Genomic DNA, 21,957 nt, shown 5'->3' with positions numbered 1-21,957 from the left:
TGAGCGGTGGTCCAGTGCTTGCTAGGCGACCCCGTTAGGTCTTTCAAGATAGGGATAGCTTATGACCAGAACACTTATCGCCGGGAATTGGAAGATGAACGGCCTCAAGTCCAGCCTTGGGGAAATCCGAGATGCGGCTGCAGGCGTGGGTCAAGGCAAGGCCGGGGTCGAGGCGCTGTTGTGCGTACCGGCAACCCTTCTGACCCTTGCGGCAGAGGCCGCGCACGGCTCAGCGCTGCGGGTCGGTGGCGAAACCTGCCATGCGGCCGAAAGCGGCGCGCATACTGGTGATGTGTCGGCAGAAATGCTGGCAGACGCGGGCGCAACCCATGTCATTGTTGGCCATTCAGAGCGCCGGACAGACCATGCGGAGAGCAATGAAATCGTGGCCGCACAAGCCGCAGCCGCCCTGCGCGCGAGTCTGACGCCGATCATTTGCATTGGCGAAAGCCTCGACCAGCGCAAGGCAGGTGAGACGCTGGAATTCGTGGCCAGCCAGATCGCAGGCTCGATTCCGGACGGGGCCGCGGCTGAACGGATTGTGATTGCATATGAGCCAATCTGGGCCATCGGTACGGGCGAAGTTGCCACGCCAGATCAGATTGATGAAGTTCATACCGCGATCCGCACGCGCCTTGCAGAACGATTCGGTGCTGAGGCCGCAGACCTCATTCCGCTGCTCTATGGCGGCAGCATGAAGCCGGGAAATGCGGCTGAAATCCTTGCGGTCAAGGATGTGAATGGCGGTCTAATTGGGGGGGCAAGCTTGAAGGCGGCGGATTTCCTCGCCATTTACGGTCAAGCAAAGTAATCAAAGACTGAACCCGAAGGCTTGGCGTCTGTCCCCAATGGGGATATGCGGGCCGCTTGAATTTTACTGGAAACGCACCAGCCATGCAGAACGTCATCCTTGTAGTCCACATCCTCGCCTGTCTTATCGTGACAGGACTGGTCCTGATCCAGAAATCCGAAGGCGGCGGCCTCGGTATTGGTGGTGGCGGCGGGGGCGGCGCGGGATCGCTCATGTCCGGACGTGGCGCTGCCGGCGCCCTGGTGCGTTCCACGATCATGTTTGCCGGTATCTTCTTCGTGACCAGCCTGGCGCTGACCACACTGGCCAATCGCAACACGGATACGCGCACCAATGTCGAGCGCGCACTTGGCGCTGACGAAGATGGCGCAACCGGCCCGGTTGACCTGCTGGATCCAACCGCGCCGCTGCTGGAGGGCCAGGACGGCCTGTCCACGCCCGCGCCGGAAGCGGCTGAGCCGGGTGTCCTGATCGATCCTACGGCAGACATGCCACCCGCCGCTATCGAGGCTGATCCTGTGCCGGAAACCGAGCCGGAAACAGGTAATCCCCAGTAATTGCGCCGCGCAGGTGTTTTCCCTGCGTCCCATTTGTCCGAATCACGGCATCAGGGTGATCCCATGATCCGCTATATTTTCATTACAGGCGGCGTGGTGTCCTCCCTTGGCAAGGGTATCGCTTCCGCCGCACTCGGTGCGTTGCTTCAGGCGCGTGGCTACAAGGTCCGTCTGCGCAAGCTCGATCCGTATCTCAATGTCGATCCCGGCACGATGAGCCCCCGCCAACATGGCGAAGTCTATGTCACCGATGACGGCGCAGAGACCGATCTGGACCTTGGCCATTATGAGCGCTTCACCGGCGTCTCGGCACGCCAGTCCGACAATATCACGACGGGGCGGATCTATAGCCGCATCATCGAGAAGGAACGGCGCGGGGATTATCTCGGCGCGACGATCCAGGTGATCCCGCACGTGACCAACGAGATCAAGGATTTCGTCCTGTCCGATCCGGGCGAGGATGTGGAATTCGTGCTCTGCGAAATCGGCGGCACGGTCGGCGATATTGAGGGCCTGCCATTTTTCGAGGCGATCCGTCAGCTCGGCCAGGAACTCGGGCCGGAGCGCGCATGCTTTATCCATCTGACACTGCTTCCCTATATTCCGGCGGCGGGTGAGATGAAGACCAAGCCGACCCAGCACTCGGTGAAGGAGCTGCGCTCGATCGGTATTCAGCCCGATGTGCTGCTCTGCCGGTGTGACCGGCCGATTCCGGAGACCGAGAAGGGCAAGATTGCCAGCTTCTGTAATGTGCGCCTCTCCAGCGTGATCGAAGCGCGCGATGTGGGCCACATCTATGATGTGCCGGGCGCTTATCATGCCGAGGGGCTCGACAAGGAAGTCCTGTCGCATTTCCGCATCGAAGACGCCCCGGAGCCGGACCTGTCCGGCTGGAGCGAGATTGCGCACACGACGCATCATCCGGACGGCAATGTCTGTATCGGCCTCGTCGGAAAATACACCGATGTGCCGGACGCCTACAAATCCGTTGCCGAGGCGCTGACGCATGGCGGCCTTGCCAACAAGGTGAAGGTCGACATCCGCCTGATCAATTCCGAAGAATTCGATGATGAGCATCGGCCGCTGGACATTTTGGAAGGTGTGCATGGAATCATCCTGCCGGGCGGCTTTGGCGAGCGCGGCGCACATGGCAAGATGCGCGCGGCAAGGTTTGCCCGCGAGCGCAACGTGCCGTGCTTCGGTATTTGCTATGGCATGCAGATGTCGGTGATCGAGGCGGCCCGCAACATGGCTGGTATCGAGGACGCGAACACGACCGAGAATGACCCGGACACGTCTGCGCCGCTGGTCGGCCTGATGGAAGAGTGGACCAAGGGCAACGAAAAGGTCCAGCGCGATGCCAATACCGACAAGGGCGGCACGATGCGCCTCGGCGCGTATCCGGCCCGCCTGACGCCGGGCAGCAAGGTTGCCGAAATCTATGGCACGCTCGATATCTCCGAACGCCACCGTCACCGCTATGAGGTGAATGCCGGTTACATCAAGGCGCTGGAAAAGGCCGGTGGGCTATTCTCCGGCCTGTCGCCAGATGGCAAGCTGCCGGAGATTTTCGAGCTTCCGGAGCACCCCTGGTTCATCGGCGTGCAGTATCACCCAGAGCTGAAGTCCCGTCCGTTCGAGCCGCACCCATTGTTTGCAAGCTTCATCGGCGCGGCGGTCAAGCAGAGCCGACTGGTTTAGGATCCTTCCGTCAAGATCCGTCACCCTCGACCGCGAAGCGGTTTGAGGGCCCATCTCTGGTTTTGCCTCATGCACTAGCGGCCCGGTTTTGGGATGGGCACCCAGATGAGCTGCGCTCATCGGGTGTGACGCGGAGGGGGCGACCAGCACTTTTATCCGGCGCGGAAGATTCCGGCCGGGTGCGTGTCTCCAAAAACAATCCGCCTCAGGACGAATTGAAGTGGGGTTGCACGGCGTGCGTTTCAGCCTCGATCAGTTGGGCTGTCTCGCATTGCAGGCGCGTCAGGGGGCCGTGCCGGAAGAGGCGCTTGCCGGTTTTGGCGATCAGTTGTCTGGCTTCGCCAAGGCAGCGGCGGATCTTTTCGATATATAGATCGCGATGATCCATCGCATGGTCGAGGGCCATCAGTCGGCGGACGAGGCGTTTGGCGGGCAGGATGTCGCTCGGGAGTTTATCGTATTCATGGATATCTGGGACGTCGTCCGCATCAAGGAAGCGGATGCGTGGGCCGGTCTTGAATGTCGGCCTGGGCGGCTTTGCATCCGGGCGATGAGCCCGGGTTTCGAACAGACGGAAAGCTGGCTGGGATGCGCGGGCGATGTGTTGCGTGGTTTCTCGCGGGCGCGCCGGACCTGAACTGGCTGTCTCTCGAGGGAATACAGGCAACGCACCCAGTTCGGCCGCGCAGAGATAGAGACAGCGGCGCAGCGCCGGTTCGGCCTGGGCCAGGAAGCGCGACAGGCGCGAAATCGCGTGACGCGACAAGAGCGGCGTATGTGGCGTCAGGCCGAGCCGCTCGCGCAACTGGATCACGCCGAGGCTGATGACATTCAGCATCAGCCAGACGGCGGAGCGGATTTCCTGTGGAGGTGAATAGCGCAGTTCGGACATGGGCTGAGCATCCGGGGTAGGAGTGCCGGTCGGATTGGTCTTTCAACAGTCTTTGATTTTATTGGAGGATTCTGCGGGGCTTGCGGGACTACCGAGCCCGTATCATCGGCATGCGCCGAAAGGCGGATGTGGTTCTAAGGCTTGGACACCTGGAACTGGCCGACATTGATGCGGCCGTCAGTGAAGCCGGCATCGCAATAGGACAGGTAGAAATTCCACATGCGGCGGAAGGGTTCGTCGAAGTCCAGCTTGGCGATCGTGTCCCAGTTGGCATTGAAATCGCGCGCCCATTCGCGGCAGGTGCGGGCATAGTCCTGACCGAAATAGGTGACGCCGTCATGGCGCAGGCCCGCCGTGTGGAACTGTTCCTTCAGAGCGGTCTCGCTAGGCAGCATGCCGCCCGGAAATATGTGGCGCTGGATGAAGTCGACGCGCTTGCGGTAGCGCGGGAACAGCTCGTCATCGATGGTGATGATCTGGAGCGCGGCGCGGCCGCCCTGTTTCAGACTTTCGAAGATTTTCGCGAAATAGCTCGGCCAGTAGGATTCCCCGACCGCTTCGAACATCTCGATGGAGGCGACTCCATCATATTGGCCCTGATGGTCGCGATAGTCTTCGAGGCGGATTTCTACACGTTCACTGAGGCCCTGTTTCTGCATCCGCTGCATGGCGAAATCACGCTGGGATGGCGAGATGGTCAGGCACGTGACTTTCGAGCCGCGTTGCTTGGCGGCATATTCGGCAAAGCCGCCCCAGCCGCAGCCGATTTCCAGGATTTCCGACGATGGCCCAGCACTGATCCGGTCACAGATGTTCCGGTACTTGTTCTGTTGGCCCTGTTCGAGGCTCATGTTCGGGCTGTCGAAGATGGCCGAGGAATAGGTCATCGAAGGGTCCAGCCAGAGACTGTAGAAGTCATTGCCCAGATCATAATGGGCCATGATGTTCTTCTTCGCGCCTTCCCGGGAATTGCGGTTGAAGATGTGGCGGACCATGTTGACCCAGCGCACCACTGCACCGCCCACGGCAAGCTTGCCGATATTGTCGAAATTGGCAGAGAAGAAGCGCAGCACTTCGGTCAGGTCAGGCGTCGACCATTCGCCATCCATGTAAGCCTCGGCAAAGCCGACATCGCCGCCAGCCATGGCGCGTTTCACGAAATTATAATCGTGGACAATGATGGTGGCATGAGGACCGGTATCGTCATGCCTGTATTCGAGCACGCGGTCGCCGGACAAGACAAAGGACACGCTGCCCTTCTGGGTATTGAGCAGCGCGAAGGCGGCCAGACGAAAGCTTGTCGGAACGTCTTTCAGGTTCCGAATGGTCTGGGTGCTGGCTTTGATGACCTCGGTCATGCGGCATCCTTCCGCTTATCAGCATTACGTATTTGTTGGGACAACGCAATTGTTGTGCCGGATTCCGGAGGGGTCGGCTTGGGGCGATAGGCGGCGCCGCGCATCCACACTTTGAGGGCCTGCCAGTGGATTCCGAGGGTCACTCCGAGCGTGGAGAGCGGATTGGTGAGTGCGAGCTTCAGCAGGTTTGCGCTGGTGGCAGGCATCCGCCGGGCGGTGATGTTTGCCATATGAAGGCGCTTTTCATGTCTCAGGCTTTCCACGACCACTCCCAATTTGTCTTCCGGCGAACGCAGGGTGAAGCGGTAGGTTCCGGTGACGTCGAAGAAGGGGGATACGTGGAAAGACTTTGGCGCATTGTGCGCGTTGCGGCCCGGATTGACGGCGGCAACGTAACAATGGGTCTCGCCGAATGTGTTGTTCACTTCATAAATGATCCCCCGCAGGTCACCGTCCGGGCCGTAGCCGTACCAGAGCGAGAGGGGCGCAAATTTGTAGAACAGGTGGCGCGGGAAGGTGACGAGGCGGATGGCGCCGCCGTCCAGTGTGACGCCCGCCTTGGCAAGTTCGGATTCGGCCCAGGGACGTAGCGGCGCGTCTTTCTGCTTGGGGCCGTGGTCTTCGGTGCGGAAGGCGAACAGGCCGGGCGCGTTGACGCTGAACAGGGCTGAGCTGGCCGCGGCCTCGTCCAAGCGATCGATGTCGAGATCAATCAGGACGAGATCATATGCAAACCGCCGCTCGAATGGCTGATAGCGCACATGGACAGTCTGGCCCTTCCAGAGGCTCAGTGCGGGTTGGGGATGCGCATTGGTCAAACAGACACCTCGGCAGCGACTTCCACAGGGCGAAGTTTGCGTGCTGGCTGTACAATGTCCACACCTTCGGCCGTCCACGGCACGGATCCGCCAAGCGAAAGGGCGGCTGAGAGACCGGATTTCAGGCCGTCCTCATGAAAGCCGCGGCCCATCCATGCGCCAGCGATCCAGAGCCCGTTCTGGCCCTGAATACGCTTCAGGCTGCGCACGGCTGCTTCGGCGGCGGCATTGAACTGCGGATGTTCGAAATCATATTCGAGAAAGGTCAGCTCGTCGCGAGGGGGCGTGTCGGGGTTCAGCGTGATGAAGAGCGGGCGCTCATCGGGCAGGCCCTGCAGCCGGTTCATCCAATAGGTGAGGCAGATGTCGCCGCTTTCCTGTTTCAGCACGTTCCAGCTGGCCCAGGCGGCCTTGCGCGATGGCATCAGCGCCGGGTCGCGGTGGAGATAGATACGGTTTGGCCGATAGCGAACCGAGCGGAGCAGGAAGGCCTGATCGTCGAAATGTTCCTCGGTCAGGCGCAGGGCCTGGTCGGAATGGGTGGCGAGAATGACATCATCGAATATTTCGCGACGGCCATCGGTCGTCACGACCGCGATATGGTCACCAAAGGGAAAAATGCGCTCGACGCCCGAGTTGAGGCGAACCCGGTCGCCGAGCGCGTCCGCAACTGTGCGGACATAGTTTTCACTGCCACCGGTGACGGTACGCCATTTCGGGCGTTCCTTGTGCATGAGGCGGTGATTGTCGAAGAACTGGAAGAAGCTCATGGCGGGGTAGTCGAGCATTTTGTCTTCGCAGGTGGACCAGATGGCGGCCCCCATGGGCAGAATATAGTTCGTGCGGAAATCTGTATCGAACTCATGGCGGTCGAGCCATGCGCCCAGAGTTGTATCCGTAATCGTGCCATCGGCGAGTTCTGCGCGCGCAATGTCGTTGAAGCGGAGGATGGTGCGCCAGAAGCGATGGAATTTCGGGCTCAGGAAATTGCGACGCTGGGCAAAGATGCCTTTCAGTGTGGACGCCCACTCCCAGCCTTTCGGATCAGAGACCGCAAAGCTCATGTCGGACGCCTGTGTTTCGACACCAAGTGCATCGAAGAAGCCGATCAGGTTCGGATAGTTGAGTGCATTATAAACGATGAAGCCGAGATCGACCTTCGTTTCGTGGCCGTCATAGTCGAACGCATGCGTGCATGCGTGCCCTCCGGCCCGGCCTGATTGTTCGTAAAGTGTTACGTGTGCGGAATTGCGTAGCGCCCATGCAGCGCCGAGGCCGGATATTCCAGATCCAATAATGGCGATGCGTTTCATGCGGCGTCTCGCTTTTCTTTCAGTGTATCATATGCGTCGAGTGCGCGCTGGCGAGCGCCGGAGTGGTCGACTATGGGTTTCGGATAGGTCTTGCCGAGCTGGATGCCGGCCTTGTTCAGAATCTCTTCGCTGGCTTCCCACGGGGCGTGCAGGTACTTGTGTGGCAGGTTCTTCAGTTCCGGGCAGAAGCGCCGCACATAGTCGCCGGTCTCGTCGAACTTGCTGCCCTGGCTGATCGGATTGAAGACCCGGAAATAGGGCGCCGCATCGGCACCGGAGCCTGCAGTCCATTGCCAGCTGGCGGCATTGTTGGCCGGGTCAGCATCGACCAGCGTGTCCCAGAACCATGCTTCGCCATCCTGCCAGGGCAGGAGGAGGTGCTTGGTCAGGAAGGAGGCGACAATCATCCGTACCCGGTTGTGCATCCAGCCTGTCAGCCAGAGCTGGCGCATGCCTGCGTCAACCATCGGATAGCCGGTCTGGCCCTTGGTCCAGGCGTCAAAGGCATTCTTGTCTTTTCGCCACGGCATGAACTCGAATGAGTCATTATAGTTTTCGGAGGCGAGCGCCGGATTGTAAAACAGGAGTGTATGGGAAAATTCCCGCCAGCCAATTTCTGAAAGGAAGGTGTGACCATCCTTTTCGGGGATCGTGCCGGCTTCCATACCAGCATGAACAGCGCGCCATATCTGCAGTGGTCCGATCTCGCCGAAACGGAGATGTGGGGAGAGACCGGACGTGGATATGTCGAGGTCCGGGCGGTTGCGATCTTCCTTGTAACCATCGATTGGCCCATCAAGGAAATCGGTCAGGCGGGCAATCGCGCCGTCCTCGCCGGGGGTCCAGTCATCAAAGCCTGTGGACCAGTCAGGGTTCGACGGGTGGAGGCCCCAATCATCGAGGGATTCGCTTTCGGGTTTGGGGCCGCTCAACTTCTTGTGGCGGCCATACGTGTCGCGCGCGACGAAGTTGTTGCGGGCCGCGCGCCAGTAAGGAGTGAACACCTTGTAGTAGCCACCCGCATTGGTCTCGACCTGCCACGGCTCGTTCAGCAGCCGCGCATTGTAGCTGGAGACATCCAGGCCCCGCTGGGCCAGGTCTTCCTTGATTGCGGCATCCAGATCGCGTTCGGGCTGGTCATAGCGGCGATTCCAGAAAATGGACTCTGCGCCGGTCTCTTCGATGACGGTGTCCAGCACATCGGCGGATTGCCCGGAGCGAAGGGTCAGCTGGGCGCCCGCCTGTTTGATATCAGCGGCAAGCGCGCGCAGGGATTTGTCCAGCCACCATTTCGAGGCGCCGCCAAGTGGCCGCAGGCCTTTGGTCTGCTCGTCCAGTATGTAGAGCAAGACGAGGGGCCTGCCGGACGAGACGGCGGCATGCAGGGCCGGATTGTCGGTAAGGCGCAGGTCTTCGCGGAACCAGATGATGGCAGGCGCAGATTGTGACACAAGACCTCCGGGCAGGGTTGAACAGTTTTCAAAGCCTCTACGCGCGAGTTCGCGGAATGGATCATGCGGGGCTGAGCCTTGGTCTTCCGCGCCTGCAATTGGGGCGGTATACCCTTTCGATGTTCAAAAGAATCATACGCCCCAGCGGAGTGTAACCGAAATGTCAGGCACACATCTTCCGGGTCTCATCCACGCCGCTGCGGGCAAGCGTGTTGTCTGTGTTGGCGATGTCATGCTGGACCGGTTTATCTATGGCGGCGTCACCCGCATATCCCCCGAAGCACCTGTGCCGATCATGCGGCGCACTCGCGAAGCGGCGATGCCGGGCGGTGCGGGAAATGTGGCCCGCAACCTTGCTTCGCTCGGCTTGTCGGTCTCGCTTATCGGGGTTGTCGGGGATGATGGCGAAGGCCGGGAACTGGCCGCGCTGCTGGGAGACATTGAGGGCGTTGATGCCGATTTGATCGCGATGCGCGACCGGTCAACCACGCTGAAGACGCGCTTTGTCGCCGGGGGACAGCAATTGCTGCGCGTGGACGCGGAAGATACCAGCCCCATCGGGCCGAGCCCGGAAGCCGAGCTGATTGCCTCAATTGCCGACGAGGCGAATGAAGCAAGCGTGATCATCCTGTCCGATTATGCCAAGGGCGCGGTGACGGATGGCGTCATTGCAGCTGCGCTGGCGGCCGGCGATCAATACGGCATTCCGGTGATTGCCGATCCGAAAGGCCGCGATTTCACGCGCTATGGCGCGGTGGACTTGCTCAAGCCGAATGCCAGCGAGTTGGCCGCAGCCATGGGGCTGAGGGTGGAAACGGATCAGGATGTCGGTGAGGCCCTGACGGCTGCGCAGACCTTGCTGTTGGCCAAATCCATAGTCGTGACGCGGGCCGCAAAGGGCATGTCCTATGCCATCGAGGGCGAGCCGGCCGTGCATCTGAGCGGGCAGGCGCGCGAAGTGTATGACGTGTCCGGCGCGGGCGATACGAGCATTGCGGCGCTGGCGCTGGGTCTGGCAGGCGGCGGCTCGGTGGCGGATGCGGTCAGCCTGGCGATCACGGCGTCCGGCATTGCCGTCGGCAAGGCGGGCACGGCTACGGTCTCTGCGGATGAGATGATCACGGCGTTGCAGATGGGTCTGCGCAATGGCGGCGTCAGCTATTTGACGCTCGACGCAGCGAGGGCACAGGTCGCTTCCTGGCGGGATTCCGGGCTGACCGTCGGCTTCACGAATGGCTGTTTCGACATCCTCCATCCGGGGCATTTGCGAGTTCTGGAAGAGGCCAAGTCGCGGTGTGGGCGTCTGGTGGTTGGCCTGAACTCGGATGCGTCCGTATCGCGCCTGAAAGGACCGACGCGGCCGGTCAATGACGCTGACTCCCGCGCGCGGGTCCTGTCGGGCCTGATGGCCGTGGATGCGGTCGTTGTTTTCGAGGAAGACACGCCGGGCGCGCTGATCGAGGCGTTGCAGCCGGACTTGCTGGTCAAGGGCGGGGATTATTCCATCGATACGATCGTTGGCGCTGACACAGTGCAGGCACGCGGCGGGACGGTTCATATCGTGCCGTTGGTGGATGGACAGTCGACCACGGCGGCGATTGCTCGGGCGCAGTCCAAGACAGAATGAGCCCGGCTGCGCAAACAGCCGCCCAATTGCTCAAACAATATGGCGAAGACGCAGAAGTGATTGCCACGCTGCGTGCAGCGGAAGTGGCTGCGCAGGGTGATGTCGAGGCATTGGCGCACTGGGACGCGGTGATCGCCTGCCTGACGGGTGAAGCTCCTGAAGGGCTGCCGAACTAGCGCGTCAGTTGGCGACGCCCTTTTTGAGCTCATAGCGCCCGCGTCCGGTTTCGTTGAACCATTCCTGGATGTCCGGATGGCTCAGCGGTGTGTCGGAATCGTCAATCACCAGGTTCTGTTCCGAGACATAGGCGACGTAATGTGTGCGCTCGTTCTCGGCGAACAAATGATAGAAGGGCTGGTCTTTTGACGGACGCACTTCTTCAGGAATGGATTCATACCATTCATCAGTGTTGGCGAAGACGGGGTCTACATCGAAAATAATGCCGCGAAAGGGGAAGTGGCGGTGGCGCACAACCTGGCCGATCTGGAACTTTGCGAGCAGGGGGGTGATGTCGTTATAACGCTGGTCACGGTCGAGGGGTTTGTCGAGCAGCAGCGCGTCGTCGGCAACCTTACGGCGACCGATTCCCACGCTGCCTAGCAGCTTTCCCAAGAGCGATGCGCGTCTGGTCATTTCCCACTCCTGTGATACACCATGCATCAACTGAAAAACTTGGGCCACACTATGGCTGAAAAAAAATCAGCGGTACGGCGCGGAAAACGCGGCCGACCGCGTCCAGCCAGGGCCTCGGACCTCTATGCGGCCGTGGACCTTGGAACCAATAATTGCCGCCTCCTGGTGGCCACTCCACACGGAAAAACTTTCCGTGTGGTTGATTCGCACTCCCAAATTGCCCGTTTGGGTGAGGGATTGCACGAAACCGGTCGGCTGTCCGAAGCTTCGATAGAACGCGCGATGGATGCGCTGAATGCGATCCGCGGGAAGCTCAAGACGCATGGAGTCGGCAAGGTTCGCTGTATCGCGACCGAGGCTTGCCGAAAGGCAGAGAATGGTCCGGATTTCATCCAGAGGGTGCACGACGAGACCGGCCTGACCTTCAAGATCATTGGCGCAAAGGAAGAAGCGCGCCTTGCCAGTATCGGGTGTCATGACCTGATTGGCGATGATGCACCGTCCGTGCTGGTGGTGGATATTGGCGGCGGGTCGACGGAATTGTCGTGGCTGAACGCCGAACTGGCGCGGGCCAATGGCCTGAACGGCCTGATCCAGCGTGCGCCCATCCAGAACTGGACCAGCCTGCCGCTGGGCGTCGTGACCCTGACCGAAGCCTTTGCTCATCTGCCGGACGCAGAAGCCTATCAGGCAATGCTGGATCATGCCGGAGAAGTTATTGAAGCTTGGCAAGGCACACAGGCGATCCGATCGGCGATGGGTCTGAGAGGGGCGCACCTGATCGGCACGTCCGGGACAGTGACCTGCCTGGCGGGCGTACATCTGAAGCTCGACCGCTATCGCCGTGACAAGGTGGACGGGACGTGGATGAGCCGGACCTCGGGCGAAAAAGTGCTGAACATGCTGCGTGAAGCCGGACCGGACGGACGGGCGGCCCTGCCGACGATTGGTGAAGAGCGCGCAGGACTGATGCTGGCGGGCTGTGCTATTCTGGACGCGCTTTGGCGGGCCTATCCGGCGGGGCGTTTGCGGGTTGGCGACCGTGGCCTGAGGGAAGGCCTGCTGCTCAGCATGATGTATGGCCAGAAGCCCGCGCGGCGTCGTCGCAGAGGCGGGCGCAAACGGCGCGAAGGCGGCAACACGCCTCAAACCCATTCGGCAGCGGAGGCCGGCAATGACGGATGATGGAAAGCGCCGCTGGAAAGGCCCCGGCAAGGAAAGCAAGAACACGTCCGGTCGCCAGATGACTGAGCGCAAGGTCACGGCGCATCGTGCGAAAAATGAAAGTTCCAAACGCTGGATCGAACGACAGCTGCAGGATCCCTATGTGCGCAAGGCCAAGGAAGAGGGCTATCGGGCCCGCGCGGCCTACAAACTACTTGAGATAAATGAAAAGCTGGACCTGCTGCGCAAGGGTCAGCGCGTTGTTGACCTGGGCTGTGCGCCCGGCGGCTGGATGCAGGTCGCGCTGAAGAAGGGCGCGCTGGAAGTGGCGGGCATTGACCTCTTGCCGGTGGAGCCGATTGAAGGTGCGCATATCATTGAAGGCGATGTGAATGAGCCGGAAGATGTTGCGGCCTTGCTGGAAGGGCTGACTGGACCGGTTGACCTTGTCCTGTCCGACATGGCGGCGAACACGACGGGGCACAAGCAGACCGATCATTTGCGGACCGTCGCTTTGGTCGAGATGGCGGTCGCGTTCGCCATTGAACATCTCGCGCCGGGCGGCACATTCTGTTCGAAAGTGTTTCAGGGTGGCGCGACGAAGGATGTGCTGGACACGTTGAAGGCGCATTTCAAGACAGTACGCCATATCAAACCGCCATCAAGCCGGGCCGGAAGTCCCGAAATTTTCGTGGTGGCAAAGGGATTCAAGGGTTAATTCAAGGGCGCTATCAGAGCCGCCAATCGATTGTATTCCGTACGCGGCGGTTGGGGCGTCTGGAGAGAACGGAATTCAGATAAGCGTCTTTTTCGGATTTCTTGGGCTTGGATTCATAGCCCAATTCGACCGACACTTCGTAATGGGTGACTTGTCCCTTGCTGATGAAGCCACGGGCGGTCGAGACTTCGAACCAGTCTGGTTCCCCAAAGAGATCGCGCGCCTGAACCAGGGCCCGATCAATCGCGTCGTCCACCGAAATCGGTGACAGGCCGACGATGCGGCGTAGAGGAGCGTGGGCGCTTGCCATAGGTTAACAACTTGCTTCTGCGTTTTGTGGGTTCTCTTGCAAGTACTATGCAAGACCAGAGTAATTGTTCCGAAAAAACCTTGTATTGCTTTAGATTTGTGTCCGCTCCACTATCCGTCAGCGAGTCAGGGAGAAAGTTAATGGCCATCAAAGGTGGATGTTATTGCGGCGCGATCCGGTATGAGGCGGGAGGCGATGCGATCATGAAGGCAAGTTGCCATTGCCGGGAATGCCAATACTTCACGGGTGGGCAGGCCAATACGATCATGGCGATGCCAACTGCGGAGTTCCGTTACACGCTCGGCACGCCAAAAGGATATCGCCGGGCAGATCTGGAACGTGGAGCGCTACGCGAATTTTGCTCCGATTGCGGAACGCATATCGCAACGCGATCCCCCTCACTGCCGCAGGCGGTGATCCTGAAAGTCGGCACACTGGATGATCCATCCGTGTTCGGTGCGGCCCAAATGGCCATGCAGGTTGCGGATGCGCAGAGCTTCCATCATGTTCCAGACGATATCGCCAGATTTGAAAGGTTTCCGGGCCAATGATCAGGATAATTTCCATCATACTCGCAGGTGCAGTAGTGTCGGGCTGTGCCTATCTGCAGGATGTCTATTCCAGCGACGGCGTGTATGGGTCGGGGGCGGACCCTTATGAAAAGATCCAGTTCGCGGGAGAAAAGGCCACAGGGGCCGAACGTGCCGCATGTGAATCCGCAGGCGGTCGCGTCGCGCGTGACGGCATGCGGGGGTGGGAACAGTGCATTCAGCCCTTCGAAGACGCCGGAAAGGCGTGTGCGGACAATGCCGATTGCATTGGCCAGTGCCGTCTCAGCCTCGGCGACGACATGCCAGAAGCCGGCAAGCCTGTTACGGGCAAGTGCCAAGCGACTGACAGCCCCTTCGGATGCTATGCCACCGTCGAAAATGGACGCGCGACACCGGCGCTCTGCGTAGACTAGCTTACACGGGAAGAAGGTGCGCCTGCGCTTCGTCGAGGCCGCCGTCGAAATGCTGGATCGTATATATATTGGAAAGATCAATCGGGCCCGTAGGGTCGAACCGGCCCCAATTTTCCAGCGTGTAGCTGGAATGGGGCAACAGGGGCGGCTGGCCGGTGGCCTTTCCGATCTGCCAGATCGGCACGGCAAGACAGGCGGGCAGGGATTGGAGATGGGCGCGGACGCGACCTGTTCGCAGAATGCGCGGCAAGGCCAGCGCGACATCGCGGACCGGATGAAGAAATTCCGGCAGGGTCACATTGGCTGGATCGAAAGATGACAGGAAACCTCGGTCGAAGCTGAGGCTATATTCTGCGAAAAGCTCGCACATTGCAGGGATTTTCAGGAGGGGACTTCACAAAGGCTCGCGACTCCCTTATTGGGCCAAAAAGGGAGCTCCCCACATGAAAATCCGGCAAGCCATTACCTTCGACGACGTGCTGCTCCAGCCCGGGGCCAGCGAGGTCATGCCCGCTGACGTCAACGTCTCCACCTTCCTGACCAAAGCCATTCCGCTGAACATTCCGCTGATTTCGGCGGCGATGGACACGGTGACCGAGGCGCGCCTGGCGATTGCCATGGCGCAGTCCGGCGGGATTGGTGTGATCCACCGCAATCTCTCAATCGAACAGCAGGCCGGTGAAGTGGCCATGGTGAAGAAATATGAGAGCGGCGTGGTGATGAATCCCGTCACGATCTCGCCGAGTGCGAGCCTTGGCGATCTGGTTGAGCTTAAACAGCGCACCGGGTTTTCCGGCGTGCCGGTCGTGGACAAGAGCGGCAAGGTGGTCGGCATCATCACCAATCGCGACACACGTTTTGCCGACGATGTCTCGGAATCGGTGGCAAACCTGATGACGAAAGAGGTCGTGACCGTGAAAATGGACACGCCGAACGAAGAAGCCCGGCGCCTGTTACACAAGCATCGGATCGAGCGTCTGGTCATCGTGGATGACGATAATCGCTGCGTCGGCCTGCTGACCGTGAAAGACATGGACAAGGCGGCCGTGAACCCGAACGCCGCCAAGGACGCCGCCGGGCGCTTGCGCGTCGCGGCGGCCTCGACCGTGGGCGATGCCGGGTTCGAGCGCACCGAAGCTCTGATCGCGGCGGGCGTGGATTGTGTCATCATTGACACCGCGCATGGCCATTCGATCTCTGTCGCGCAGGCGGTGGAGCGCGCGAAGAAGATTTCCAATTCCGTCCAGATCATTGCCGGGAACGTGGCGACGGCCGAGGCGACCAAGGCGCTGATCAATGCGGGCGCGGATGCGGTGAAGGTCGGCATCGGGCCGGGCTCGATCTGTACGACGCGGATCGTGGCCGGAGTTGGCGTGCCGCAATTGACGGCCATCGAGGCGTGCGCGAACGCTGCGCAGGCGAGTGGCGTGCCGGTGATTGCCGATGGCGGCATCAAATTCTCGGGCGATTTTGCCAAGGCGCTGGCCGCTGGGGCCTCGACCGCGATGATGGGCTCCATGTTCGCTGGCACCGAGGAAGCGCCGGGCGAAGTGTTCCTCTACCAGGGTCGTTCGTACAAGGCCTATCGCGGCATGGGCAGCCTCGGCGCAATGGCGCGCGGCTCGGCCGACCGCTATTTCCAGAAGGACGCCGCGCAGGAGAAGCTGGTGCCGGAAGGCATTGAAGGCCAGGTGCCGTTCAAGGGCCCGCTCGGTCCGATCATTCACCAGATGGTTGGCGGCCTGCGCGCGGCGATGGGCTATGTCGGCGCCAAGACGATCGACGAGCTGCACGAGAAGGCCGAATTCGTCCAGATCACCGGCGCGGGCCTGCAGGAAAGCCACGTCCACGACGTGCAGATGACGCGGGAAAGCCCGAATTATTCGCTGAGCAGGGGGTAGGCCGATTGGGCGGGCTTGATGCGAGTCGGGCCTCGTCCTTCGACTTCGCTCAGGATGAGACCCTCATTGAACCAATGGGGCCCGCCACATAGCTTCCATCTGCGGTGAGCCTTCTCCGACCTCGAACAGTTTCATGCGTTCGAAGCCGTGGCTCATATAGAAGCCGGAATTGGCGGGGTTCGAGTTTTCCAGATAGCAGGGCAGGCCCGCGCGGTCGGCGGCGTCCAGCATGGGGCGCAATATCGTCTTGCCGAGGCCTTTGCCACGCGCAGCCTTCCGTGTGCCGATTGTGAAGAGGTAGAGGTGGCGTTCGGTCGGATGATATTGCTGCATGATCTCGCCGGCCTTCAGCGCCCGTTTCACGGTGCCTTTTGATCCTTTGCTGAGAAGCGAAAGGACCAGCCGGAAGGTCTGGAATGATGTCAGGCCATGCCGCGTTTCGGACAAGGCCCACATCGTGGCGGCATCATCGCCAATCTGGTGGCAGATACCCTCAGGAAGATACATGTCTCGCGCCAGTTGTCGGAAGGTGGCCCGGATGGCGGCGTCGGTGCCGAATATCCAGCGATTGATGGGATCTTCGGAAAACGCTTCAGCCGTGATGTCGCCGATCTGTCGCCAGTCAGCCGGGCTTGCAGTTGTCACCTGCGGTGGCAGGTCCAGTTTGAGCATCGATTACCTCTCCAGCCACGCTATCCAGCCACTATTTACGGGACTTGGCCAGACCGCGCCCTAGCTTGAACTGTAATTGATACAGGGAATCAGCATGACGGACAGGATCGCAATCATCGGGGCAGGACTGGCTGGGCTCGCCGCCGGACGGGCATTGGCGGAGGCGGATATGACGCCGGTCATATTCGAGAAGAGCCGCGGACTGGGCGGTCGTCTGGCGACGCGGCGCACAGATTTCGGGCCGATTGACCATGGTGCACCTGGGGTTCCAGCCAGCGTGCCGGGCGGCGGTGAGGTTTGGCACACCGCACCGGTCAAGATGTGCCAGACGGGGCTGCCCGGCATGAGCGCGCTCGCCCGTGCTATGTCTGGCGGACTGGATATTCGCAAATCAGTGGAAGTTCAGCCGCTGATCCGCGCGGAACATGGTTGGAGGCTGAGCGACCAGCAGGGCGTAGGTCTGGGTGTCTTCGACCGGGTGATCGTGACGGCTCCGCCCATACAGGCTGCAACGCTCACTGCGGCGGATGCCACGCTATCAGCACAGATCGCCAAGGCAGGCATGTCGCCGCTCTGGACGCTGTTGATGGCCTTTGCAGACCCGACCGGGCTGGAGCAGGAGGTTCTCACGCTGGACGGTGCGCTTGCAAAAGCGATCCCCATGCTGGCAAAGCCGGGCCAGACGGGCCTAGAACGCTGGACAGTGCATGCGAGCCCGGATTGGAGCGCAAAGAATCTGGAACTGGAAAAGGATTACGCGGCGGCGCGGTTGCTGGAAGCCGTCCGGGAGCAGGTGGATTTGCCTGGCGAACCTGACTACCTGGCCGCCCATCGCTGGCGGTATGCACGCGTGCGCACGCCGCTCGGGATGCCTTTTGCCGCGAGTGCCGATGGACGGCTGATCGCCGGCGGAGATTGGGCGCTCGGACCGCTCGGGAGTGATGCGGTCGAGAGTGGCCGCGCCATGGCGGCGCATGTGATTCAGACCGCCGGTTAAGCTATTGCCGGTTTCCCTTGCCCATTTTGCGGGGTAACAGGGCGGTTTGCAGAGACTTGAGGGGCAAATCCCATGCGCAATGGCGGACGCATCGCAGCGGCAATAGACGTGCTGAACGACGTGCTGACCCGGCACCAGCCGGTGAAATCGGCTGCGCGGGACTGGGGCAAGCGCGCGCGCTATGCCGGATCGAAAGACCGGGCATGGGTCAGCGGCCTCGTGCTGGACGCGCTGCGCAAGCGCAATTCGATTGCGCATGCGATGGGCGATGACAGTCCGCGCGGCCTGATCCTCGGCGCGTTGGCACATGCCTGGGGCTGGAACATCAAGGAAATCGACTCGGCCATGGATGAAGACCATGCGCCCTCCAAGCTGACCCTGCAGGAGCGCGAACGCCTCGTCATGGCCCCTGACCCGGTCGCGCCGCCGCATGTACAAGGCGACTATCCCGAATGGATGGCGCCGATGATGGCGCGTGTGTTCGGCGAGGAAGCCGCTGTCGAGGCACAGGCAATGGCCGTGCGCGCCGATGTGGACCTTCGCGTCAACACGCTGAAAGTGGACGCAGAGAAAGCGTCCCAGCCGCTGCGCAGCGCGAAAGCCGAAGCATCGCCGCTATTGCTCAACGCGTTCAATATTCCCGCCCGCGACCCGAGCGAGCGCGAAGCCTCTCTGGAGAGCATTCCGGCCTATTCCAAGGGCTGGGTCGAAGTGCAGGATGCGGGCAGCCAGATCGCGTCTGCAGCGGCGAATGCCCAGCCGGGCGAGCAAGTCATGGATTATTGCGCAGGGGGTGGCGGCAAGACGCTGGCCATGGCCGCGCAGATGCAGGGCAAAGGCCAGATATTTGCCTATGACATTGACGGGCGGCGTCTGTCGGCGCTGATCCCGCGCCTCAAACGTTCCGGCGCACACAATGTGCAACTGGTGCATCCGAGCGAGCCGACTCAGCTGGAAGACCTATCCGATCAGATGGACCTCGTTTTCGTGGATGCGCCCTGCACGGGGACCGGCACATGGCGTCGGCGTCCGGACGCCAAGTGGCGGCTGAAAGAACGCCAGCTTGAAAAGCGCATGGGCGAGCAGGACGAGATCCTCGCCGCCGCGAGCGCCTATGTGAAGCCGGGCGGACGGCTGCTCTATGCGACTTGCTCTTTCCTGATGGAAGAAGACGAGGACCGAGTAGCGAAGTTCCTGTCGGCGCATTCCGAGTTCTCCGAGGAAGACGCGGCCGAGTCTGCCATTGCTTCCGGTTTGCTGACCGACGATGGCGCAGCACTCGTTCGCAAATATCGCGGCCCCACCGGCTGCGTGCGCCTGACCCCGCGCCGGGCCGGCACGGATGGCTTCTTCTTTGCGGTCTTGCGGCGGGCCTAGGTCAGCTCTCGCTGAAACTGTCGATCGCCCCCAGCAAGGTGGCAACTTCGCGCCGTTCCTGGTCGCTCAGTTCGGGCCGCCAGACGTCAAACAGGAGCACGATGCGGGTCTCGTCCGCTTCGTTCTTCGCTTCATGCTCGATCGTGTCGTCGAAGATGACCATGCGCCCTTCCTGCCAGTGATGCGTCTCACTGCCGACGCGTAGCCAGGCCGGGCCGGGCACGATCAGCGGCAGGTGGCAGATCAGGCGCGTGTTCACCATGCCATTGTGCGGCGGGATGCGCGCGCCGGGCTTCAGGACCGAAAACAGGACGGATGGGCACTTGCCGTCTGCGAAATCAAGCGGGACGCGTTCCAGCGCGGCCGTGGTGATCGGGCAACGGGCGCAGTTGGCTTCGATCTTCTGCCCGTCTTTCCAGAGATAGAAGGCGCTCCAGTCTGTATTGTCGAGCAGGTGATGGTCCTGTCCGCCAAGATGGCCTGCGCCGCGCTCGATATAGGGACGGAAGCTCGCCTGGTCCTCGGCGAGGACGGTGCGGAGTTCGGCCTGTATGTCAGGGGTTCTGTCTTCCATATCCTGCACCCAGTCGAACTGAGCCGTGTCGTAGAACTGGATCTGGGGCAGGCCGGGGAAATAATAGCGGCGCGGTTCCTGAAGATAGACGGGCTGGCGTCCAAGCAGGATATCGAGGGACTGGTTGAACCGGACCGAGCGTTCGGAAGGCGGGATCAGACCGTCCAGCCGGGCGGCATAGTCCGAGGCATAATCGGCGAGCCGGCTCTGGGCGCGCTGCAGGCCGGCCTGAACCGTAGCGGGAAGGTTCGGCATCTGGGCGGCGAGGGCGAGTGCGGCGCGATACCCGTCACTGGCGGCCTGGCTGTTGCCGCCCGAATGGCTGACATCGCCGAGCAGGAGCAGGCTGCCAAGATCGTTCGGGGATTGTGCCAGCACGGTGTGCAGCGTGTCGGCGGCCCCGTTCCAGTCTCCGGCGCGGGCCCGGTCGAGGGCAGCCTGTTTCAATTGGCTGAGTGAAGTCGTGTCAGTCATGACCTGATCGTCGTCCAGTTTCGGGCGCAGCGTCAATAGTGACGCGGGAACCGCCCGTAGCCTGTGGACGAATCCCTCAAGCTCGGCTATCGGGCGCCATGACTGAGCAGAGACACGAACGCGCCCTCATCGTCGATTTCGGCAGCCAGGTGACGCAACTGATCGCACGACGCCTGCGCGAGAGCGGCGTCTATTGTGAAATCCACCCTTTCAACAAGGTCGATGCGGCGTTTCTCGGCGAGTATGATCCGCAGGCCGTGATCCTGTCGGGCGGACCGTCCAGCGTGACATGGGACGACAGCCCGCGCGCCGATGATGCCATTTTTGAGCTCGGCGTGCCGGTGCTTGGCATCTGTTACGGCCAGCAGGTCATGATGCAGCAACTGGGCGGCAAGGTAGAAAGCGGCACGAGCCGTGAATTCGGCCGGGCTTTCATCGAGAAGGTCGTGGACGACCCTATCCTGTCAGACCTGTTCCATTCAGGTGATAGCGAGCAAGTCTGGATGAGCCATGGCGACCATGTCGCCGATATGGCACCGGGTTTCGGCGTGATCGCGAAATCACCGGGCGCGCCCTATGCGATCATCTCCGATCCCGAGCGCAAATTCTATGGAACGCAATTTCATCCGGAAGTCGTTCATACAGTGCATGGGCGTGAATTGCTGCGCAATTTCACGCATGGCGTCGCGGGCCTGAAGGGCGACTGGACAATGGCTGCCTACCGGGCCGAAGCCATCGAGAAGATCCGTGAGCAGGTCGGCAAGGGCCGGGTGATCTGTGGCCTGTCGGGCGGGGTGGATTCCTCGGTCGCCGCTGTGTTGATCCATGAAGCTATCGGCGACCAGCTGACCTGTGTTTATGTTGACCACGGATTGATGCGGCAGGGCGAGAGCGAGCAGGTGGTGACGCTGTTCCGCGAGCATTACAATATCCCACTGGTTCATGTGGACGCATCGGACCTGTTCCTCGGCAAGCTGGAAGGTGTGTCCGACCCTGAGCGCAAGCGCAAGATCATTGGCGGCCTGTTCATCGACGTGTTCGACGAGGAAGCCAAGAAGATCGGCGGCGCGGATTTCCTCGCGCAGGGCACGCTCTATCCGGATGTGATCGAAAGCGTCTCNNCGATCAAGAGCCACCACAATGTCGGCGGCTTGCCGGAACGCATGAACATGAAACTGGTCGAGCCGCTGCGTGAGTTGTTCAAGGATGAAGTGCGCGCGCTGGGCCGTGAGTTGGGCTTGCCGGAGAGCTTTATCGGGCGGCACCCATTCCCCGGACCGGGTCTCGCGATCCGCATTCCCGGCGAGATCACGCGCGAGAAGGCCGACACGCTGCGCAAGGCGGACGCGATCTATATCGACGAGATCCGCAAGGCGGGACTGTACGACGAAATCTGGCAGGCCTTCAGCGTTTTGCTGCCGGTCAACACGGTCGGCGTGATGGGGGACGAACGCACCTATGAGGCCGTGCTGGCCCTGCGCGCGGTGACCTCGACGGATGGTATGACGGCGGACTATTATCCGTACGAGCACGACTTCCTCGGCCGTGTCGCGACCCGCATCATCAATGAGGTAAAAGGCGTCAACCGCGTCGTCTATGACGTGACCTCAAAGCCACCCGGCACGATCGAGTGGGAATAGTGACT

23 protein-coding genes are annotated in these 21,957 nt (G+C 61.1%); 13 read left to right on the top strand and 10 right to left on the bottom strand.

Features of this window, described 5'->3' with window-relative positions; genetic code table 11:
• Positions 1 to 61: 61 nt before the first annotated feature.
• The 3 genes from tpiA (at position 62) to pyrG (ending at position 3,069) form a co-directional block, all read left to right on the top strand.
• Positions 62 to 811 carry a triose-phosphate isomerase gene (gene tpiA, locus B2P82_RS08685; protein ID WP_290496518.1) on the top strand — a complete coding sequence of 250 codons (750 nt, stop codon included), beginning with the start codon at positions 62 to 64 and terminating at the stop codon, positions 809 to 811.
• A gap of 83 nt (positions 812 to 894) precedes the next feature.
• Positions 895 to 1,368, top strand: a complete 474-nt coding sequence (gene secG, locus B2P82_RS08680; protein ID WP_290496515.1) for a preprotein translocase subunit SecG — start codon at positions 895 to 897, stop codon at positions 1,366 to 1,368.
• Between the two features lie 63 nt (positions 1,369 to 1,431).
• Positions 1,432 to 3,069 (top strand): CTP synthase, encoded by a 1,638-nt coding sequence (gene pyrG, locus B2P82_RS08675; protein WP_034815501.1) that lies wholly within the window; start codon positions 1,432 to 1,434, stop codon positions 3,067 to 3,069.
• Between the two features lie 205 nt (positions 3,070 to 3,274).
• Here the strand turns inward: pyrG and B2P82_RS08670 are convergent, their stop codons facing one another.
• The 5 genes from B2P82_RS08670 to B2P82_RS08650 form a co-directional block, all read right to left on the bottom strand.
• Positions 3,275 to 3,961: a hypothetical protein gene (locus B2P82_RS08670; protein WP_290496512.1), complete on the bottom strand. Its 687-nt coding sequence runs from the start codon at positions 3,959 to 3,961 to the stop codon at positions 3,275 to 3,277.
• Between the two features lie 134 nt (positions 3,962 to 4,095).
• A complete protein-coding gene (locus B2P82_RS08665) occupies positions 4,096 to 5,319 on the bottom strand; it encodes an SAM-dependent methyltransferase (protein ID WP_290496510.1) in 1,224 nt (407 codons plus the stop codon).
• Complete coding sequence (locus B2P82_RS08660) at positions 5,316 to 6,137, bottom strand: DUF1365 domain-containing protein (RefSeq protein ID WP_290496508.1); 822 nt, start codon at positions 6,135 to 6,137, stop codon at positions 5,316 to 5,318. The genes B2P82_RS08665 and B2P82_RS08660 overlap by 4 nt, the downstream gene beginning before the upstream one ends.
• A complete protein-coding gene (locus B2P82_RS08655; protein WP_290496505.1) occupies positions 6,134 to 7,450 on the bottom strand; it encodes an NAD(P)/FAD-dependent oxidoreductase in 1,317 nt (438 codons plus the stop codon). Before B2P82_RS08655 ends, B2P82_RS08660 begins: the two co-directional genes overlap by 4 nt.
• Positions 7,447 to 8,901: a cryptochrome/photolyase family protein gene (locus B2P82_RS08650; RefSeq protein WP_290496503.1), complete on the bottom strand. Its 1,455-nt coding sequence runs from the start codon at positions 8,899 to 8,901 to the stop codon at positions 7,447 to 7,449. The genes B2P82_RS08655 and B2P82_RS08650 overlap by 4 nt, the downstream gene beginning before the upstream one ends.
• 160 nt (positions 8,902 to 9,061) lie before the next feature.
• On the opposite strand from B2P82_RS08650, the gene rfaE2 reads away from it, so the two are divergent.
• Both rfaE2 and B2P82_RS08640 read left to right on the top strand, forming a co-directional pair.
• Entirely contained in the window at positions 9,062 to 10,528 is a 1,467-nt protein-coding gene (rfaE2, locus tag B2P82_RS08645; RefSeq protein WP_290496501.1) for a D-glycero-beta-D-manno-heptose 1-phosphate adenylyltransferase, read from the top strand.
• Complete coding sequence (locus B2P82_RS08640) at positions 10,525 to 10,704, top strand: hypothetical protein (RefSeq protein WP_206990593.1); 180 nt, start codon at positions 10,525 to 10,527, stop codon at positions 10,702 to 10,704. Before rfaE2 ends, B2P82_RS08640 begins: the two co-directional genes overlap by 4 nt.
• Before the next feature lie 4 nt (positions 10,705 to 10,708).
• On the opposite strand, the gene hspQ is transcribed toward B2P82_RS08640, so the two are convergent.
• The gene (hspQ, locus tag B2P82_RS08635; RefSeq protein WP_349677876.1) at positions 10,709 to 11,038 is read right to left on the bottom strand and encodes a heat shock protein HspQ; all 330 of its coding nucleotides are present in this window, start codon (positions 11,036 to 11,038) and stop codon (positions 10,709 to 10,711) included.
• A 144-nt stretch (positions 11,039 to 11,182) separates the two neighbouring features.
• Between hspQ and B2P82_RS08630 the strand changes: the two genes are divergently transcribed.
• Positions 11,183 to 12,346, top strand: a complete 1,164-nt coding sequence (locus B2P82_RS08630) for a Ppx/GppA phosphatase family protein (protein WP_339798088.1) — start codon at positions 11,183 to 11,185, stop codon at positions 12,344 to 12,346.
• Entirely contained in the window at positions 12,336 to 13,043 is a 708-nt protein-coding gene (locus tag B2P82_RS08625; protein ID WP_290496498.1) for an RlmE family RNA methyltransferase, read from the top strand. Before B2P82_RS08630 ends, B2P82_RS08625 begins: the two co-directional genes overlap by 11 nt.
• Before the next feature lie 13 nt (positions 13,044 to 13,056).
• Here B2P82_RS08625 and B2P82_RS08620 read toward each other — a convergent pair whose 3' ends face one another.
• Complete coding sequence (locus B2P82_RS08620; protein ID WP_290496497.1) at positions 13,057 to 13,353, bottom strand: dodecin family protein; 297 nt, start codon at positions 13,351 to 13,353, stop codon at positions 13,057 to 13,059.
• Between the two features lie 140 nt (positions 13,354 to 13,493).
• Here B2P82_RS08620 and B2P82_RS08615 point away from each other — a divergent pair, with 140 nt between their 5' ends.
• Together B2P82_RS08615 and B2P82_RS08610 are read left to right on the top strand one after the other, a co-directional pair.
• Positions 13,494 to 13,904 carry a GFA family protein gene (locus B2P82_RS08615; RefSeq protein ID WP_290496495.1) on the top strand — a complete coding sequence of 137 codons (411 nt, stop codon included), beginning with the start codon at positions 13,494 to 13,496 and terminating at the stop codon, positions 13,902 to 13,904.
• On the top strand, positions 13,901 to 14,317 hold the full coding sequence (locus B2P82_RS08610) for a hypothetical protein (protein WP_290479526.1): 417 nt from the start codon (positions 13,901 to 13,903) through the stop codon (positions 14,315 to 14,317). Before B2P82_RS08615 ends, B2P82_RS08610 begins: the two co-directional genes overlap by 4 nt.
• Before the next feature lies 1 nt (position 14,318).
• Here B2P82_RS08610 and B2P82_RS08605 read toward each other — a convergent pair whose 3' ends face one another.
• On the bottom strand, positions 14,319 to 14,687 hold the full coding sequence (locus tag B2P82_RS08605; RefSeq protein WP_290496492.1) for a PrnB family protein: 369 nt from the start codon (positions 14,685 to 14,687) through the stop codon (positions 14,319 to 14,321).
• Positions 14,688 to 14,760: 73 nt separating this feature from the next.
• Between B2P82_RS08605 and guaB the strand changes: the two genes are divergently transcribed.
• Positions 14,761 to 16,218 carry an IMP dehydrogenase gene (gene guaB, locus B2P82_RS08600; protein WP_290496489.1) on the top strand — a complete coding sequence of 486 codons (1,458 nt, stop codon included), beginning with the start codon at positions 14,761 to 14,763 and terminating at the stop codon, positions 16,216 to 16,218.
• 63 nt (positions 16,219 to 16,281) lie between these two features.
• On the opposite strand, the gene B2P82_RS08595 is transcribed toward guaB, so the two are convergent.
• The gene (locus B2P82_RS08595) at positions 16,282 to 16,890 is read right to left on the bottom strand and encodes a GNAT family N-acetyltransferase (protein WP_290496488.1); all 609 of its coding nucleotides are present in this window, start codon (positions 16,888 to 16,890) and stop codon (positions 16,282 to 16,284) included.
• A gap of 94 nt (positions 16,891 to 16,984) precedes the next feature.
• Here B2P82_RS08595 and B2P82_RS08590 point away from each other — a divergent pair, with 94 nt between their 5' ends.
• Positions 16,985 to 17,887, top strand: coding sequence for an NAD(P)/FAD-dependent oxidoreductase (locus tag B2P82_RS08590; protein ID WP_290496486.1), 903 nt, complete (start codon positions 16,985 to 16,987; stop codon positions 17,885 to 17,887).
• Between the two features lie 72 nt (positions 17,888 to 17,959).
• On the top strand, positions 17,960 to 19,264 hold the full coding sequence (locus B2P82_RS08585; RefSeq protein ID WP_290496484.1) for an RsmB/NOP family class I SAM-dependent RNA methyltransferase: 1,305 nt from the start codon (positions 17,960 to 17,962) through the stop codon (positions 19,262 to 19,264).
• Position 19,265: 1 nt separating this feature from the next.
• On the opposite strand, the gene B2P82_RS08580 is transcribed toward B2P82_RS08585, so the two are convergent.
• Positions 19,266 to 20,312, bottom strand: a complete 1,047-nt coding sequence (locus tag B2P82_RS08580) for an aspartyl/asparaginyl beta-hydroxylase domain-containing protein (protein ID WP_290496482.1) — start codon at positions 20,310 to 20,312, stop codon at positions 19,266 to 19,268.
• 98 nt (positions 20,313 to 20,410) lie between these two features.
• On the opposite strand from B2P82_RS08580, the gene guaA reads away from it, so the two are divergent.
• Entirely contained in the window at positions 20,411 to 21,952 is a 1,542-nt protein-coding gene (gene guaA, locus B2P82_RS08575; protein WP_290496481.1) for a glutamine-hydrolyzing GMP synthase, read from the top strand.
• Positions 21,953 to 21,957 lie beyond the last annotated feature (5 nt).

Origin of the sequence: Hyphomonas sp. UBA4494 (assembly GCF_002388935.1) — a bacterium.
Classification (GTDB): Bacteria; Pseudomonadota; Alphaproteobacteria; order Caulobacterales; family Hyphomonadaceae; genus Hyphomonas.
Note: the sequence above shows the minus strand (reverse complement) of the source record. Positions and strands in the feature narration are given on the sequence as shown.